Origin of the sequence: Vibrio sp. 10N.261.55.C5 (assembly GCF_041470505.1) — a bacterium.
GTDB classification, from domain to species: Bacteria; Pseudomonadota; Gammaproteobacteria; order Enterobacterales; family Vibrionaceae; genus Vibrio; species Vibrio crassostreae_C.
Genome location: NZ_JBFRMS010000012.1, coordinates 1 through 17,577, shown reverse-complemented (window position 1 = coordinate 17,577; position 17,577 = coordinate 1). Strand labels below are relative to the sequence as shown.

Below are 17,577 nucleotides of genomic sequence, written 5' to 3'. Positions count from 1 at the left end.
CTCGCATCTCGCATCTCGCATCCCGCACCTAATTTTTATTCGCTTGAACACGCATTCTGGTATATAAACATTTACCTAACCTTTAAATGTAAAGCGACCGAAATAAATGACCGCACCGACCACTATGACGTTCTTCGAACGTTTTGAAACTGACATCCTATCTGGCAAGAAGACGATTACTATTCGTGATGAATCTGAGCGAGACTACCAGCCAGGCAGTGTTGTGGAAGTATCGACGCTAGAGCAAGACCGTGTGTTCTGTAATCTTAAGATCATCAGCGTTGAGCCAATTTTGTTTGATGACTTAGGTGAGTTCCATGCTCAGCAAGAGAACATGACGCTGCAAGTACTGAAAGACGTGATTCAAGATATCTACCCAGGTATTTCTCAGCTGTATGTGGTTTCTTACGAGCTTGTGTAGCCCGCTTTAAATAGAATTTGTTGATCAATACTGCGTCTAACGCAGAGCAATGATAAAGGGAAGCCACAATGAGTGAATTACAGAGCGAAACAGTTCAGCAAATTTTGCTTCAACTTTATTGTCGTGAGCAAAATGAGCAGCCGTTAATCTCTAGAACTGATCTCGACATTGCTCTTTATGATAGCGAAGGCTTTCTAGCGTGGCGTGACACAAGGCGTAACTTTACGGTCAGTGATATCGAGAATCGAGTTTGGGTGAAGAGCTGCCCCGGCGGTTACATCACTGAAGTGCACTTCAATGCTGACGGTTCTTTGATTGAATATCGTTTGTTCGACCGATTTGAAACAACAGGGCAGTGGCAACTAAAAGACGGTTTGTTACACGTCGAGATTCTGAAGGGTGAGAACTGCTACCAGTTTGCTGTTGTGGCTCGTGCTGACCTTAATATTCACTCTGCGGTTGAGTATAAGAGCGGAGAGCTGCATTCGTACTTGAAGCTTGTTCAAGTTGAAAGCTAAACGCTGGTTCGTTTAATTAGCATATAAAAAAGCCAACAGTGATGTTGGCTTTGTTGTCTTCAATCTGACTGAATACTTCTATTAAGCTTCGAAGTTCGCCAATCGAGTATAAAGCTAGCTGTCTTGATCTTGCTTTACACAAATCGTCAGTAGGTCTTCAATAAAGTACTTCAATGCACGTGCTTCAATTCGGCGAATACCTTGTTGCTGTTCTTCAGTTAGGTAGCCGTAGATAGTCGCAGCGCCAAAGTCACCAAAGATCATCTGACCTTGTTCGTTCACTAAAGTGTTGTGAGCGTATAGATCACCATGAGAGACTTTATTGGCATGAAGGTGTTCAAACACATCAATCATCTGCTCTGTAATGCTATTGATTTGAGCAATTGAAAGTTCGAAACCTTCTGGGAAAGTATCACGCGTGCAAGTCTCGAGTGTTGGTGGTAGCCCTAGGTTGTAGTAGCTGTTTGGAATGAGTTCCATCACCAAAGCTAGGTAATCTTGTTCCTCTACTTGGGCGATAGATTTTACCAAGTTGTTATGGTGTCCAGCCTGCAAGCACGCTTCCAGTTCATCATGTGGGTAGCCGTCACTGGTGACTTCGCCTTTAAACACTTTAACCGCCACTTCCTGTGGAAAATCGAAGTCGCTGTTTAGCCAGCTTGCATGCGAGATCACGCCAGATGCGCCTTGGCCAAGTACTTGATTCAATGAATAGCTTTGAGAGCTAACCGCAGGCACGCTATCTAAGCTGCTAGGGTGTTTGCAAAACGGGTTACCCGCAAACGCTAACCAAGCCAGTTTTGGTAGCTTGATAAGGAACTCTGGGAATTCAGTCAACTGGTTTGCAGACAGGCGAACTAGCTCAAGGTTGGATAGGTTTTCCATGCTTTCTGGTAACACGCGAATCTTGTTACCCGCCAATGCCAGTTTCTGTAGTCGCGGTCTTTCACCTAGTGAGCTAGGCAGGGCCTCAATCTCATTGTCGGTCAGGATCAACCAGCGTAATTGAGGTGGTAGAGATACTTCACTTACGGTTTTGATTTGGTTGGTCTTGAAACCGATCATTTCAAGCTTAGGAAGTGACCCAAGAACATCAGGCAGGTGCGTAAACAGGTTATTCGACGCGAAGATAATACGCAGGTTAGTTAGCTTTGATAACTCGGCTGGTAGGTCTGACAGCTGATTACCTGAAAGGTCTAGGATCTCAAGAGAATCTGCAAGCTCTATGATTTCTAGAGGAAACTCGGTGAGACTTTCCGACAGTTTTAAGCGCTTAATACCTTTAAGTTGCCCTGATTTTAATTGTTCTAGAGTATGCAAACCTTAGCCTTATGAATAGATGTTCGAGGCGCGTAGTTTACTTGTCTCAATCAAGAAAGGCGAGTATCCGGAAGAATACTCGCTTAACTAAACTAAGTGAACGAATTTACGAAGGTTAAAGCTGGATATGGTTTTGGCTAACGCCGACCTCCTCAACAAAATCGCTATCATGACTGACCAAGATGAATGCGCCTTGGTATTCACGCAGAGCCGAAGCCAATATTTGCTTCGAGTCGATGTCTAGGTGATTGAATTGTGTTCAAATAATTAAAGCGCCTGTGTGGCGCTTTAGTGATCATTATTGGAAATAAATTGAATCTAGAATTTATATTTTTTGGTTTTTGGTTTTTGGTTTTTGGTTTTTGGTTTAGGGTTTAGGGTTTAGAGCTTAGAGCCTTGGGCTTAAAGCTAAAGCTACTTGGTTTGCCCACCAACGGCGCGCCAACACATATCAAAGCTATCGTTGATGTACTTCGATGTTTGCTCTGGTGGAGACTCGCTTTGTTCAATCAGCCAGTTTGCACAAATCAGAAAGTGGCTATGAATGAAGTGTCTAACAAGGTTAATGTCCAACACCATCAATTCACCATCTTGTTGCCCTTTCAAAATGATCTCGTCTAGCGATGCGAACATCTGTGAAACAATCACTTCTCGAGTTTGAGTCGTTGGGTCGAAATGAACATTGGTGAAGAACTTCATCGCAACCGGATTCTCTAATGCCCACTCAATTCCTGTGATCCACATGAACTTAAAGGTTTGGTAGCGATCTTCTACAGCCACATCAGTGTGCGGTTGAAGGGTCGAGAATAGCTCTAGCTTCAGCTCGCGAAACAGTTCATCAATCAATAGAGATTTATTCTCGAAGTGGTGGAACAACGTCGCTTTTGCCACGCCGGCTGTTTTCGCTATTTGTCCGGTAGATGTGCCCTCTAGCCCTTGTTGAGAGAAGAGCAGGAGTGCAGCATCTAGGATTTTTTGTCTTTTGGTGATCATCTATTGAGTACTTTGAACATCAGTTTCTTGATTGGGTTGTTGTAAGGAGGATGCATTAACTTGGTGAAGTTGATTTTTCCTCTACTTAGAACGGTTTTGGCATGGCTAAAGGTCTTGAAGCCCTCAATGCCGTGATAGTGTCCCATGCCTGAAGGGCCGATGCCACCGAATGGTGCGTCTTCTGCAGCCACATGCACCAAAGAATCATTAATACACACGCCGCCAGAGTGCGTGTCTGATAAAAGCTTGTCTTGGGTTTCTTTATTATGGCTCATTAGGTACAGAGCCAGTGGGCGTTCTCTCTCTGTGATGTAATTGATTGCTTCTTCGATGGAATCATAAGGCACGATAGGCAAAACAGGACCAAACAGCTCTTCTTGCATCGCGAGCATCTCATCGTTCACTTCGGTGAGAAGGTGCGGCGTCATTCTGTGGTTTACATCGTCTTGTGCTTGTTCGGTTACCGTGTGAATAACCGCGCCTTTGGCTTGTGCGTCTTCAATGACACCTTTCAAGCGATTGTATTGGCGCATGTTGATCACTGAGGTTAAGTCTTTGCTCTCAATACCGGCTTTATAAAGCTTCTTGAAATAACGCTTATAGGCTGTGATGAACTCGTCTGATTTTTCTCGCGGCAATAAGATGTAATCAGGCGCTACACATATCTGGCCAGCGTTTAGACTCTTGGCAAACAAGATACGTTCAACAGCGTCAGCTACATCAAAGTCAGGGGCAATGATGGTTGGAGATTTGCCGCCTAATTCCAAGGTAACTGGTGTTAAGTTGTTAGCCGCTGCTCTCATAACGTGTTTACCCACAGCGGTTGAGCCTGTGAAAAGGATATGGTCAAACGGCAGTTGGCTAAATTTAGCGGAAACGTCAGCTTCGCCTTCGATAATCGCAACCTGATCTTCACTAAAGCCTTCGGCCAACATCGCTTTTAAAACTCGGTTGGTCGCTGGAGTAAACTCCGACATCTTGAGCATCGCCGTGTTGCCCGCTGCTAACGCTGTGATCAGAGGGCCTAAAGAGAGCATGACTGGGAAGTTCCAAGGCACGATGATACCAACCACACCTACTGGCTGATAATGCACAGTAATCTTGGCTGGTGTTAGCATCAAGCCGGCTTTTCGACGTGAAGGCTTCAACCACTTCTTCAGGTTTTTATCACTGTAATTGATCTGGTGTAGGGAAGGGGTGATGTCAGCAATTAAGCTGTCGTGCTCTGCTCGATGGCCATAATCTTCTGATACCGCTTCAATTAACTGCTCTTGGTAGCGCATTAATAGTTTTTTCAAGACTGAGAGATCATTTCGTCTCTGATCAAGTGTTGGATTAACGTTGTTACGGTAGTGATCTTGTTGTCGGTTGAATATTTGATCCATGTCGTTGGTGCTCGACGTGTTTGGTTCAAGGTCTAGATTATGGCTCATAGTATCCCCTAAATTCGAAGGCTGACCGATTGGTTGGTCAGTTAAAATTACAAGAAGATTGAACCGAATACAAGATATGCGCGAGAAAAGTTCAAAAATTGAGCGGTTACAACATTGAAGTGAGCGAGTTCTAGTAGGAAGAATGAAGTGTTTATCGGCATCGAATCGCGGGACACAAGCTGTGTTGGTGATAGCGAGAGTTCAGATTGTGAAGTGCTTATATTTGTCACAACTCTGACTTAACCTCACTCAATTTACTAAAAATCTTTTGGTTTCTGCACATTTTTTCTCCCTAATTTAATGTGAGAAATTGCTTTATATTTAATGCGCTTCAGCCTGTTTTTTACCCTAAAACCTTGTAATTCCTTACCTGTCATTTTAAGTCGATCTGTCGATAAAAAAACGTAATCGTCACCACAAATATCAATGGTTGGACTCGCTCTTAATAATATCGGTTAATGCAGCCAACAAATCGTTTTTGAACGCTTTTTGTTGGGTTATACCTCGCTATTCCAAAGAGGTATCTTCTGTCGATGGCCCTATAGTGTGAGGTCTCTAGAATTGGAAAATTCGGTTAATTTGGAACGCATCCGTGCTGAGTATAATGTAAAGCACTGGAGCCAAGGTTTTTATGGAATTGATGATAACGGTGAGGTGTATGTTTCACCGAGCGAGACGGATCATCAAGTCCCACTAAGTAAGATCGTAAAACAGTTAGAGCAAAGAAATATTGGTTTACCTGCTCTTGTGCGTTTTCCTCAAATAGTGCATCAACGTGTGCACAATATCTGTAACGCATTTAACCAAGCGATCGACGAATATCAGTACGACAATCGTTACCTACTTGTTTATCCGATTAAAGTTAACCAACAAAAAGAAGTGGTTGATGAGATCTTAGCGAGCCAAGCTCAATTGGAGCAAAAGCAGCTAGGACTAGAGGCGGGCAGCAAACCTGAACTATTAGCGGTACTGGCGTTGGCTCAAAAAGCGAGCTCTGTGATCGTGTGTAACGGTTACAAAGACAGAGAATACATCCGTCTTGCGCTGATTGGCGAAAAGCTAGGCCACAAAGTCTTTATCGTTCTAGAGAAGTTGTCTGAGCTTGATCTTGTTCTTTCTGAAGCGAAAGCACTTGGCGTAAAACCTCGTTTGGGTTTACGTATTCGTCTTGCTTCTCAAGGTGCAGGTAAATGGCAAGCAAGTGGTGGTGAGAAGTCGAAATTCGGTTTGTCTGCATCACAAGTGCTTACTGTTATCGAACGCTTGAAAGCCGAAGACCAGCTGGATGTACTTGAACTCGTGCACTTCCACCTAGGTTCACAAATGGCAAACATTCGTGACGTGCGAAATGGCGTGAGTGAAGCGGCTCGTTTCTACTGTGAACTGCGTGATATTGGCGCTCAACTGAAGTTCTTAGATGTTGGTGGTGGCTTGGCAGTCGATTACGACGGCACGCGTAGCCAATCTTCAAACTCAATGAATTACGGCTTGCTTGAGTACGCTCGTAACATCGTGATGACAGTAGGGGATATTTGTAAACTCTACAATCAGCCACAACCTGTGATTATTTCGGAGTCTGGTCGCTCACTGACTGCGCACCATGCTGTGTTGATCACCAACGTGATTGGTACTGAAAGCTACTCACCGGAAGATATGGCTGCGCCAGAAGCAGACGCACCACTGTTGCTAAACAACATGTGGAAGAACTTCTTGGAGTTAGATGCAGGTAATGATGACCGTGCGTTGATTGAGATCTACAACGACACGCAAAGTGATATCGCAGAAGCACACAACCAATTTGCGACAGGCATGCTGAACCTTCAGCACCGTGCTTGGGCAGAACAGATGTCTTTGCGTATTAACTATGAACTTAGCTCTCGAATGAGCACTAAGAACCGTTACCACCGTCCTATTTTGGATGAGTTGAGCGAGCGTTTAGCCGACAAGTTCTTTGTTAACTTCTCGTTGTTCCAATCGTTGCCAGATGCTTGGGGTATCGATCAGGTATTCCCTGTATTACCTCTAAGTGGTTTGGACAATGCGGACGAGCGACGCGCGGTAGTACTGGATATCACATGTGATTCTGACGGTACGATCGATCAGTATGTTGACGGGCAGGGCATTGAAACAACGTTGCCAGTGCCAGCATGGAACCCAGACGAACCTTACCTGATGGGCTTTTTCCTAGTAGGCGCATACCAAGAGATCTTGGGTGATATGCATAACCTATTTGGTGATACGCACAGTGTTGTGGTGAATGTTGATGAAAGTGGTCAAGCGAATATCGACTACATCAACGAAGGCGACACGGTTGAAGACATGATGCGTTATGTTCATATCGATATGGATCTAATTCGTCAGAACTACAAAGAATTAGTAACGGCGAAAGTACCAGCACAAGAGCAGCAAAGCGTACTTGAAGAGTTAGAGCAAGGCTTGATGGGTTACACCTATCTTGAGGATTTTTAATGAACGATCTATTTACCAAACCAGATTACTCGCTGTATTCCAATGCGATGACGTTTATGCGTCGTCCATTGGTACAGAACCCAATTGATAACGATGCTGATGTGGTTGTGTTGGGCGTGCCGTTAGATATGGCGACGTCTGGTCGCCCGGGCGCTCGTATGGGGCCTGATGCGATTCGTCGTGCGTCGGTAAACTTGGCGTGGGAAGGCAAAAAGTTTCCTTGGGACTTCAATGTATTTGAACATACCTCGGTGATTGATGCTGCCGATCTTGTGTTTGATTGCGGTGATGCTGAAGATTTAACTCAGCGTTTAGAAGCAGCCGCTGATGCGATTCTAAATAGTGGTAAAACTCTGTTAGGTTTAGGTGGCGATCACTTCATTACATTGCCTTTGCTAAGAGCATACGGCAAGAAGTACGGTGAAATGGCTCTGATTCACTTCGACGCGCACACTGACACTTACAGTCAGGGCAGTCGTTACGATCACGGTACTATGTTCTACCATGCGCCAAATGAAGGTTTAATTTCGCCTGAACATTCAGTGCAAATTGGTATTCGTACAGAGTACAAGCAGGAAGGACACGGCTTTAACGTTATTAATGCGATGCAAGCGAATGACATGAGCGTGGATGAGATCATTGCTCAAGTGAAAGGCATTGTCGGTGATAAGCCTGTTTACCTAACGTTTGATATCGATTGTCTGGATCCTGCTTTTGCTCCGGGTACAGGTACGCCAGTATGCGGCGGTTTGAACTCAGATAAAGTCCTGAAAATTATCCGCGGTTTGCAGGGCATCAACATGGTTGGTATGGACGTTGTAGAAGTTTCTCCAGCGTATGACCAAAGCGAGATTACAGCACTGGCTGGTGCAACTATCGCACTTGAGCTGCTTTATGTTTGGACGGCAAATCGCCTCGCTAAATCATAGTGTTTGATTGTTAAAAGCGTAACGCTACATACTGATTTTAAAGCCCACTAAGTTTCAACTTAGTGGGCTTTTTTGTTTTGCCGAGCAACAAAAATTCTATTCTCGCATCTCAGTAAGTAGTCTTTTCTTGGCTGTGAACTAATAGGCTAAAAGGCTCGTATTCTACGGTCTATCTCATGATTTGTGAGCGAAAAATCATCACATTGATTCTGAGAGGTGTCTCAAAGATGGGACTTGCCTCTGCTTTACTAAGGATGCAGAGCTTACCGCTATTAATGCCCTGTATTCGCTAATGATTTATCAACTTTGTTACTGTATATATTTATAAAACGAAGATGTGTATTTATATTGCGCGCTCATTTGCATATTAATCAGCATCCTACTAACTTTTGACTAGGGTTTTTAAGCCTTGAAAGAATACTTGGATTTGCGAAAAGATGTCTCTTCGCACAGACATGGCATTTTTTATGGGGAAGACTAGGCTTAAGGGTAAGTAAACTATAAAAAAACAGGTGAAATACTTCTCTCTTTTCAAGCCGATTGGGCATAACGATGGATTGCCATTGATGAGAGCTAAGTATGCGTTCAATTAAAACCTGAAATTGCTATTACAAATAATTTTCACAGCGCTTAAAAATAGTGCTTTGTGACAACGGGGGATGTATGGATATTGAAGTTTCGCGCCAGGTTGCGGTAGTTGAAGCAACGAGTGGAGATGTCGTCGTAGTTAAGCCAGACGGTAGCGCAAGAAAAGTTTCAGTTGGCGATACCATCCGTGAAAATGAGATCGTGATTACGGCCAACAAGTCAGAGCTTGTATTAGGCGTTCAGAATGATTCGATTCCGGTTGCAGAGAATTGCGTCGGTTGTGTTGATGACAACGCTGCATGGGTAGATGCCCCAATAGCTGGTGAGGTTAATTTTGACTTACAGCAATCAGATGCAGAAACCTTTACTGAAGACGACCTTGCTGCAATTCAAGAAGCCATTTTAGGTGGTGCCGATCCGACTCAAATCTTAGAAGCAACGGCTGCTGGTGGCGGACTAGGTTCTGCAAATGCTGGCTTTGTGACGATTGACTATAACTACACTGAAACTCATCCATCGACTTTCTTTGAGACCGCTGGTCTAGCAGAACAAACTGTTGATGAAGACAGAGAAGAATTCAGATCTATCACTCGTTCATCAGGTGGCCAATCAATCAGTGAAACACTGACTGAAGGCTCCATATCTGGCAATACCTATCCCCAATCTGTAACAACGACAGAAACGATTATTGCTGGTAGTTTAGCTCTCGCCCCTAACTCTTTCATTCCAGAAACTTTATCCCTCGCTTCACTACTTAGTGAATTAAACAGCGACATTACTTCAAGTGGTCAGTCCGTTATCTTCACCTATGACGCGACGACTAATTCTATCGTTGGTGTTCAAGGTACCGACGAAGTATTACGTATCGACATTGATGCCGTCAGTGTTGGCAATAACATTGAGCTTTCTCTAACCACAACGATTTCCCAGCCGATTGATCATGTACCGTCGGTTGGCGGTGGTCAGGTTTCTTACACTGGCGATCAAATAGATATTGCCTTTGATATTCAAGGTGAAGACACCGCTGGGAACCCGCTAGCAACACCCGTTAACGCACAAGTTTCAGTGTTTGACGGGATAGATCCGTCTGTTGAAAGTGTCAATATCACTAACGTTGAAACTAGCAGCGCGGCAATCGAAGGGACGTTCTCAAATATTGGTAGTGATAACCTTCAATCAGCCGTATTTGATGCAAGTGCACTGGACCAGTTTGATGGGTTGCTCAGTGATAATCAAAACACGCTTGCGAGACTTTCTGATGATGGAACAACGATTACTCTGTCCATCCAAGGTCGAGGTGAGGTTGTTCTCACTATCTCTCTAGATACCGATGGCACCTATAAATTCGAGCAGTCTAATCCGATAGAACAAGTGGGTACCGATTCACTGACGTTCGCTTTGCCAATCACGATTACCGATTTTGACCAAGATGTTGTAACCAATACGATCAACATTGCCATTACTGATGGCGATAGCCCTGTTATTACTAATGTTGACAGTATTGATGTTGATGAAGCGGGCATTGTTGGCGGCTCACAAGAGGGCACGGCGCCAGTGTCTGGCACTGGCAGTATCACCGCGGACATTTTTGAAAGTGACATCATTGACCATTATGAGCTAGAACCCACTGAATTTAATACTAATGGCACCTTGGTTTCAAATGGCGAGGCTGTGCTACTTGAGTTGATTGATGAAACCAACGGTGTAAGAACTTACGAAGGTTATGTTGAGGTCAATGGTTCGAGAATTACGGTCTTTGACGTTAAAATTGATAGCCCTTCATTGGGCAACTATGAGTTTAATCTTTATGAAGAACTTTCTCATCAAGGCGCTGAAGATGCGCTGTTAACTTTTGCATTGCCAATTTATGCTGTTGATGCAGATAGCGACCGTTCTGCACTGTCTGGAGGTTCGAACACACCAGAAGCTGCTGAGATCCTCGTTAATGTTAAAGACGATGTCGTTGAATTAGTTGATAAGGTTGAATCAGTCACCGAGCCGACCTTAGCGGGCGATACTATTGTTTCGTATAACCTGTTCAATTTTGAAGGCGCAGATGGTTCTACAATTCAATCGTTTAACTACGACGGTGTTGATTACTCACTCGATCAAAGCCTGCTCCCCGATGCTACCCAGATTTTCAGTTTTACTGAAGGTGTCGTCACTATCTCATTAAACGGTGACTTCAGTTTTGAAGTCGCTCGTGATATCGACCACTCAAGCAGTGAAACTATCGTCAAACAGTTCTCATTTTTAGCCGAAGATGGTGATGGGGATACTGATAGTTCGACGCTTGAGTTAAGTATTACCGATGGCCAAGATCCGATCATTGATTTGATCCCGCCTGTGACTCTCTCTGAAACCAACCTTAATGACGGCTCTGCTCCCAGCGGAAGTACAGTTAGCGCAACCGAGACGATTACCTTTACCGCAGGCAGCGACGATGTAGCAAGTTTCCGTATTGAACCAACAGAGTTTAATGTGGGCGGTGCACTTAAATCGAATGGATTTTCGGTTGAGATAAAAGAAGATTCGGCTAATCCGGGTACTTACATTGGCTTTATTACCAACGGTTCGGGCGCTGAAATCCCAGTGTTTACGATTGCTTTCTCTACGAGCACATTGGGTGAATACACCTTTACTCTGCTTGAAGCGTTAGACCATGTAGATGGTTTAGATAAGAACGATCTGAGCTTTGATCTGCCTATTTATGCGGTTGATACGGACGGCGACGATTCATTGGTGTCTCAGCTTAATGTGACTATCGGTGATGATGTTCAAATCATGCAAGACGGTACGTTAGATATCACCGAGCCAAATCTTGCTGACGGTACAATCACAACCAACACCATTGATGTAATGCCAAATCAAAGTGCCGATGGCGCGACGATCACTCGTTTCACTTATGACGGTGTCGTAAACACACTGGATCAAAGTATTTCAGGAGAACAGCAGTTCAGCTTCACAGAAGGCGAACTGTTTATCACCCTTGAAGGTGAAGTGCGCTTTGAGCCTAATCGCGATCTAGACCACTCAGTGAGTGAAGATATCGTGAAGTCGATTGTGGTGACTTCAAGCGACTTCGATAACGATCCGGTGACTTCAACCATTACGCTGACGATCACTGATGGTGATAACCCGACGATTGATGTTATTCCAAGTGTTACGCTTTCTGAAATTAACCTGAGCGATGGCTCTGCTCCAAGTGGCAGCGCGGTAAGCTCGACTCAAACTATTACTTTTACCAATCAAAGTGATGATGTGGTTCGTTTCCGTATTGAGTCAACGGAGTTCAATACTAACGATGATCTTAAATCGAACGGTTTAGCTGTTGAGTTACGTGAAGACCCGGCAGGGTCGGGTGACTACATTGGTTTTACGACCAGTGCGACGAACGTAGAAACTCCAGTATTCACATTAAGCTTTAATTCTGGATCATTAGGTGAATACACGTTCACACTCATCGAAGCGTTGGACCACCAAGATGCCCGTGGCAACAACGACCTCAGTTTTGATTTACCTGTTTACGCGGTAGATAGTGATGGCGATGATTCATTGGTGTCTCCGTTAAACGTCACTATCGGTGATGATGTTCAAATCATGCAAGATAGTACGTTAGATATCGTCGAGCCCAATCTTGCAGATGGTACGGTAACAACTAACACCATTGATGTGATGCCAAATCAGAGTGCTGATGGCGCGACGATCACTCAGTTTACTTATGACGGTCAACTACGAACCCTTGATCAGAATGACAATGGTGAACAGCAATTCAGTTTTACTGAAGGCGAACTATTCATCACGCTTCAAGGCGAAGTGCGCTTTGAGCCCAACCGCAATCTCGACCACACGCTGAACGAAGACATTGTGAAATCAATCGTGGTGACATCTAGTGACTCCGATAACGATGTGCTTACCTCAACCGTCACGCTGACCATTACCGATGGTGATATCCCAACCATTGATAATGTTCCAACTGTGAACTTGTCTGAAACTAATCTGAGTGATGGCTCTGCACCTAGCGGCAGCGCGGTGAGTTCAACTCAAACTATTACTTACACCACTCAAAGTGATGATGTGACAAGCTTCCGTATTGAACCGACTGAATTTAATGTTGGTGGCGCTCTCACATCAAACGGATTGGCGGTTGAGCTGAAGGCCGATCCAACCACTCCGGGCGGCTACATCGGCTTTGTTACTGATGGCTCGAACGTTGAAACTAACGTGTTCACGATTAGCTTCTCGGATACCAATTTAGGTCAATACACCTTCACTTTACTTGAAGCATTAGACCATGCGGATGGCCTTGCAAATAACGATCTGAGCTTTGATCTGCCAGTCTACGCCGTTGACAGTGATGGCGATGATTCATTGGTGTCTCAGTTAAATGTAACCATCGGTGATGATGTTCAAATCATGCAGGATGGTACGTTAGATATCACTGAGCCAAATCTTGCAGACGGCACAATTACAACCAATACCATCGATGTGATGCCAGAGCAAAGCGCCGATGGTGCGACGATCACTCAGTTCACTTATGACGGTCAAGTTCGAACACTGGATCAAACGGACAATGGTGAGCAGCAATTTAGCTTCACTGAAGGCGAGTTGTTCATCACTCTTCAAGGTGACGTGCGTTTCGAACCCAATCGCAATCTAGATCACACAGCTAGCGAAGATATCGTGAAGTCGATAGTGGTGACTTCACGCGATTTAGATAACGATGTGGTGACGTCAACGGTCACTCTGACGATTACTGATGGTGATATCCCAACCATTGATGCAGTGCCAAGCGTTACTCTGTCTGAAATCAATCTTAGTGACGGCTCTGCGCCAAGTGGCACTGCAGTTAGTCAAACTGAGACGATTACCTTCACCAATCAAAGTGATGATGTGACCAGTTTCCGTATTGAGCCAACAGAGTTCAATGTGGGCGGTGCACTGAAATCGAATGGATTTGCGGTTGAGATAAAAGAAGATTCGGCTAATCCGGGTACTTACATTGGCTTTATTACCAACGGTTCGGGCGCTGAAATCCCAGTGTTTACGATTGCTTTCTCTACGAGCTCATTGGGTGAATACACCTTTACTCTGCTTGAAGCGTTAGACCATGTAGATGGTTTAGATAAGAACGATCTGAGCTTCGATCTGCCTGTTTATGCTGTGGATACAGACGGCGACGATTCATTGGTGTCTCAGCTTAATGTGACCATTGGTGATGATGTCCAAATCATGCAAGACGGTACGTTAGATATCACTGAGCCAAATCTAGCTGATGGAACAATCACAACCAACACCATTGATGTGATGCCAAATCAAAGTGCCGATGGCGCGACGATCACTCAGTTCACTTATGATGGTCAGCTACGAACGCTTGATCAAAATGACAATGGCGAGCAGCAATTCAGCTTCACGGAAGGCGAGCTGTTTATCACCCTTGAAGGTGAAGTGCGCTTTGAGCCAAACCGCGACCTAGACCATTCCGTTAGCGAAGACATCGTGAAGTCGATAGTAGTGACTTCAAGTGATTTCGATAACGACGCTCTGACTTCAACCGTAACGCTGACGATTACGGATGGTGATAACCCTACGATCGACGTCATTCCAAGCGTTACCCTTTCTGAAACTAACCTGAGCGATGGCTCTGCTCCGAGTGGCAGCGCGGTAAGCTCGACTCAAACCATCACGTTTACCAATCAAAGTGATGATGTGGTTCGTTTCCGTATTGAGTCAACTGAGTTCAATACTAACGACGATCTTAAATCGAACGCTTTAGCCGTTGAGTTACGTGAAGAGCCGGCGGGGTCGGGTGACTACATTGGTTTTACTACTAGTGCGACGAATGTTGAAACCACGGTATTTACGCTGAGTTTTTCTAGCACCACATTAGGTGAATATACCTTCACTTTGCTTGAAGCGTTGGACCACCAAGATGCCCGTGGCAACAACGACCTCAGTTTTGAACTGCCTGTTTATGCGGTAGACAGTGATGACGATGATTCACTGATGTCTCCGTTAAATGTCACTATCGGTGATGATGTTCAAATCATGCAAGATAGTACGTTAGATATCGTCGAGCCAACCGTCGCAGATTTGGCCGCTGGCATTGTGACAACTAACACCATTGATGTGATGCCAAATCAAAGTGCCGATGGCGCGACGATCACTCAATTCACTTATGATGGCCAACTTCGAACACTTGACCAAAATGACAATGGCGAACAACAGTTTAGCTTCACGGAAGGTGAACTATTCATCACTCTTGAAGGCGAAGTGCGCTTTGAGCCTAATCGTAATCTAGACCACACGCTGAACGAAGACATCGTGAAATCAATCGTGGTGACATCTAGTGACTCCGATAACGATGTGTTGACCTCAACCGTCACGCTGACCATTACCGATGGTGATATTCCGACCATTGATAATGTGCCAACTGTGAACTTGTCGGAAACCAATCTGAGTGATGGCTCTGCACCAAGCGGTAGCGCGGTTAGCTCAACTCAAACTATTACTTACACCACTCAAAGTGATGATGTGACCAGCTTCCGTATTGAACCGACTGAGTTCAATTTTGGCGGCACTCTCACATCAAACGGATTAGCTGTCGAGCTGAAAGCTGACCCAACCACACCGGGCGGCTACATCGGTTATGTTACTGATGGTTCGAATGTTGAAACCAATGTGTTCACGATTAGTTTCTCGGATACCAATTTAGGTCAATACACCTTCACCTTACTTGAAGCACTAGACCATGTAGATGGCCTCGCAAATAATAATTTGAGTTTCGACTTACCGGTTTACGCGGTCGATAGCGATGGCGATGACTCGTTGGTGTCTCAACTTAACGTGACCATTGGTGATGATGTTCAAATCATGCAGGATGGTACGTTAGATATCACTGAGCCAAATCTTGCAGACGGCACAATCACAACCAGTACCATTGATGTGATGCCAGAGCAGAGTGCTGATGGCGCGACCATTACTGAGTTTACTTACGATGGTGGGACTCCACTGACGCTTGACCAAGCTGATACCGGTGAGCAAGAGTTTATCTTCACTGAAGGCTCTCTGTTTATCACACTTGAAGGTGAAGTACGCTTCGAACCAAACCGCAATCTAGACCACACGGTTAGCGAAGACATCGTCAAATCGATTGTGGTGACCTCAAGCGATTTAGATAACGATGTGGTGACGTCAACGGTCACTCTGACGATTACTGATGGTGATATTCCAACCATCGAATCCGTACCAAGCGTGACGCTATCAGAAACACAGCTTGCCGATGGCTCGACACCAAGCGGCAGTGCGGTGAGTCAAACCGAGACTATCTCGTTTACCAACCAAAGTGATGATGTTGAGAAGTTCCGAATCGAACCGACCGAGTTCAATGTGGGTGGTGCGTTAACGTCGAACAACATTGCGGTTGAGCTTAAAGAAGACCCAGCAGACTCAGGCATTTATGTTGGCTTTATTGATGACGCTGGAACGGACGTTCCTGTCTTCAGCTTAAGCTTCTCCGGTACTACGTTAGGCGAATACACCTTTACTTTAATTGAAGCTTTAGACCATGCCGATGGCTTAGATAACAACGAACTGACCTTCGACTTACCAGTTTATGCGGTGGACTCAGATGGTGATGATTCCTTGATGTCTCCGTTGTCGGTGACTATTGGTGACGACGTCCAAATCATGGCGAACGGTACGCTGGGTATTACCGAGCCGAATTTAGCTGACGGTACGGTGACGACCAATACGATTGATGTAATGACGGCGCAAAGTGCCGATGGCGCAGTGATTACTCAGTTCACCTATGACGGTGGTACCGCTCAAACTCTAGATCCAACAATCACAGGTGAGCAGAAATTTACGTTCACTGAGGGTGATGTGTTCGTCACCATTGAAGGCAATGTGCGTTTTGAACCGAACCGTAATTTAGACCACGAGAGTGGGGATATTGTTAAAAATCTCGTCTTCATGTCAAGTGATGGCGATGTGGATGTTGAAACGGCCACTGTCACATTAACGATTATTGATGGTGATATCCCAACGATTGAATCGGTGCCAAGCATCGCGCTTGCTGAAGCAGATTTAGCGGATGGCTCTTCTCCAATCGTTGGTGCTGTGAGCCAAACAGAAACCATCTCATTCACGAATCAAAGCGATGATGTTGAGAAATTCCGTTTAGAGCCAAATGAGTTTAATACTAACAATGCGCTCAAGTCCGATGGCTTGATCATTGAGATTCGAGAAGAGCCAACAGGTTCAGGTAATTACATTGGTTTCACGACTGATATTTCGAATGTCGAAACCACGGTATTTACACTCGATTTCAGCAGTACCACTTTGGGTGAGTATACCTTCACGCTTCTGGAAGCGATTGACCACACACCGATTCAAGGCAATAACGATCTAACATTCAACTTGCCAGTTTACGCTGTCGATAGCGACGGTGATGATTCGTTAATGTCACCACTATCGGTGATGATTACTGATGATGTTCAAGTTATGGCAAGTGGCGAACTGACAATTGAAGAGCCTACTGAGGCTGACTTAGCTGCAGGTACGCCAACGACATCCGTTTTCGATGTATTAACATCCGCAAGTGCTGATGGCGCGAGCGTGACTCAATTTACCTATGACGGCACCGCTTACTCTCTAGACCCGAATGATGCGACCGAGCAAGAGTTTACTTTCACGGAAGGCTCACTGTTTATTACGACTCAAGGGGAAGTGCGCTTTGAGCCGAACCGCGATTTAGACCACTCGGCTGGCGATATCGTTAAGAGCATCGTGGTGACGTCGAGCGATGGCGATGATGACGTTCTTACCTCAACAGTGACGCTGACCATTACCGATGGTGATGTTCCGACCATTGATGTCATTCCGCCAATCTCACTATCTGAAAC

At 45.0% G+C, this 17,577-nt stretch carries 8 protein-coding genes; 5 read left to right on the top strand and 3 right to left on the bottom strand.

Translation table 11 applies throughout. From position 1 onward, the window contains the following. Positions 1 to 106: 106 nt before the first annotated feature. Positions 107 to 421, top strand: coding sequence for a N(4)-acetylcytidine aminohydrolase (gene yqfB, locus AB4263_RS04765; RefSeq protein ID WP_017063603.1), 315 nt, complete (start codon positions 107 to 109; stop codon positions 419 to 421). A 68-nt stretch (positions 422 to 489) separates the two neighbouring features. Further along, positions 490 to 939 carry a hypothetical protein gene (locus AB4263_RS04760; RefSeq protein ID WP_017063604.1) on the top strand — a complete coding sequence of 150 codons (450 nt, stop codon included), beginning with the start codon at positions 490 to 492 and terminating at the stop codon, positions 937 to 939. A 114-nt stretch (positions 940 to 1,053) separates the two neighbouring features. Here the strand turns inward: AB4263_RS04760 and AB4263_RS04755 are convergent, their stop codons facing one another. The 3 genes from AB4263_RS04755 to AB4263_RS04745 form a co-directional block, all read right to left on the bottom strand. After that, complete coding sequence (locus tag AB4263_RS04755; RefSeq protein WP_372097731.1) at positions 1,054 to 2,259, bottom strand: leucine-rich repeat-containing protein kinase family protein; 1,206 nt, start codon at positions 2,257 to 2,259, stop codon at positions 1,054 to 1,056. Between the two features lie 414 nt (positions 2,260 to 2,673). Beyond that, on the bottom strand, positions 2,674 to 3,252 hold the full coding sequence (locus AB4263_RS04750) for a TetR/AcrR family transcriptional regulator (RefSeq protein WP_017066051.1): 579 nt from the start codon (positions 3,250 to 3,252) through the stop codon (positions 2,674 to 2,676). Beyond that, positions 3,249 to 4,685: a coniferyl aldehyde dehydrogenase gene (locus AB4263_RS04745; protein ID WP_372097729.1), complete on the bottom strand. Its 1,437-nt coding sequence runs from the start codon at positions 4,683 to 4,685 to the stop codon at positions 3,249 to 3,251. Before AB4263_RS04745 ends, AB4263_RS04750 begins: the two co-directional genes overlap by 4 nt. 561 nt (positions 4,686 to 5,246) lie before the next feature. Between AB4263_RS04745 and speA the strand changes: the two genes are divergently transcribed. The 3 genes from speA to AB4263_RS04730 form a co-directional block, all read left to right on the top strand. Then, entirely contained in the window at positions 5,247 to 7,154 is a 1,908-nt protein-coding gene (gene speA, locus AB4263_RS04740) for an arginine decarboxylase (protein WP_372097727.1), read from the top strand. After that, a complete protein-coding gene (gene speB / locus AB4263_RS04735) occupies positions 7,154 to 8,083 on the top strand; it encodes an agmatinase (protein WP_372097725.1) in 930 nt (309 codons plus the stop codon). Before speA ends, speB begins: the two co-directional genes overlap by 1 nt. Positions 8,084 to 8,746: 663 nt before the next feature. Further along, the coding region (locus AB4263_RS04730; protein ID WP_372097723.1) for a retention module-containing protein at positions 8,747 to 17,577 on the top strand (8,831 nt) is incomplete at its 3' end.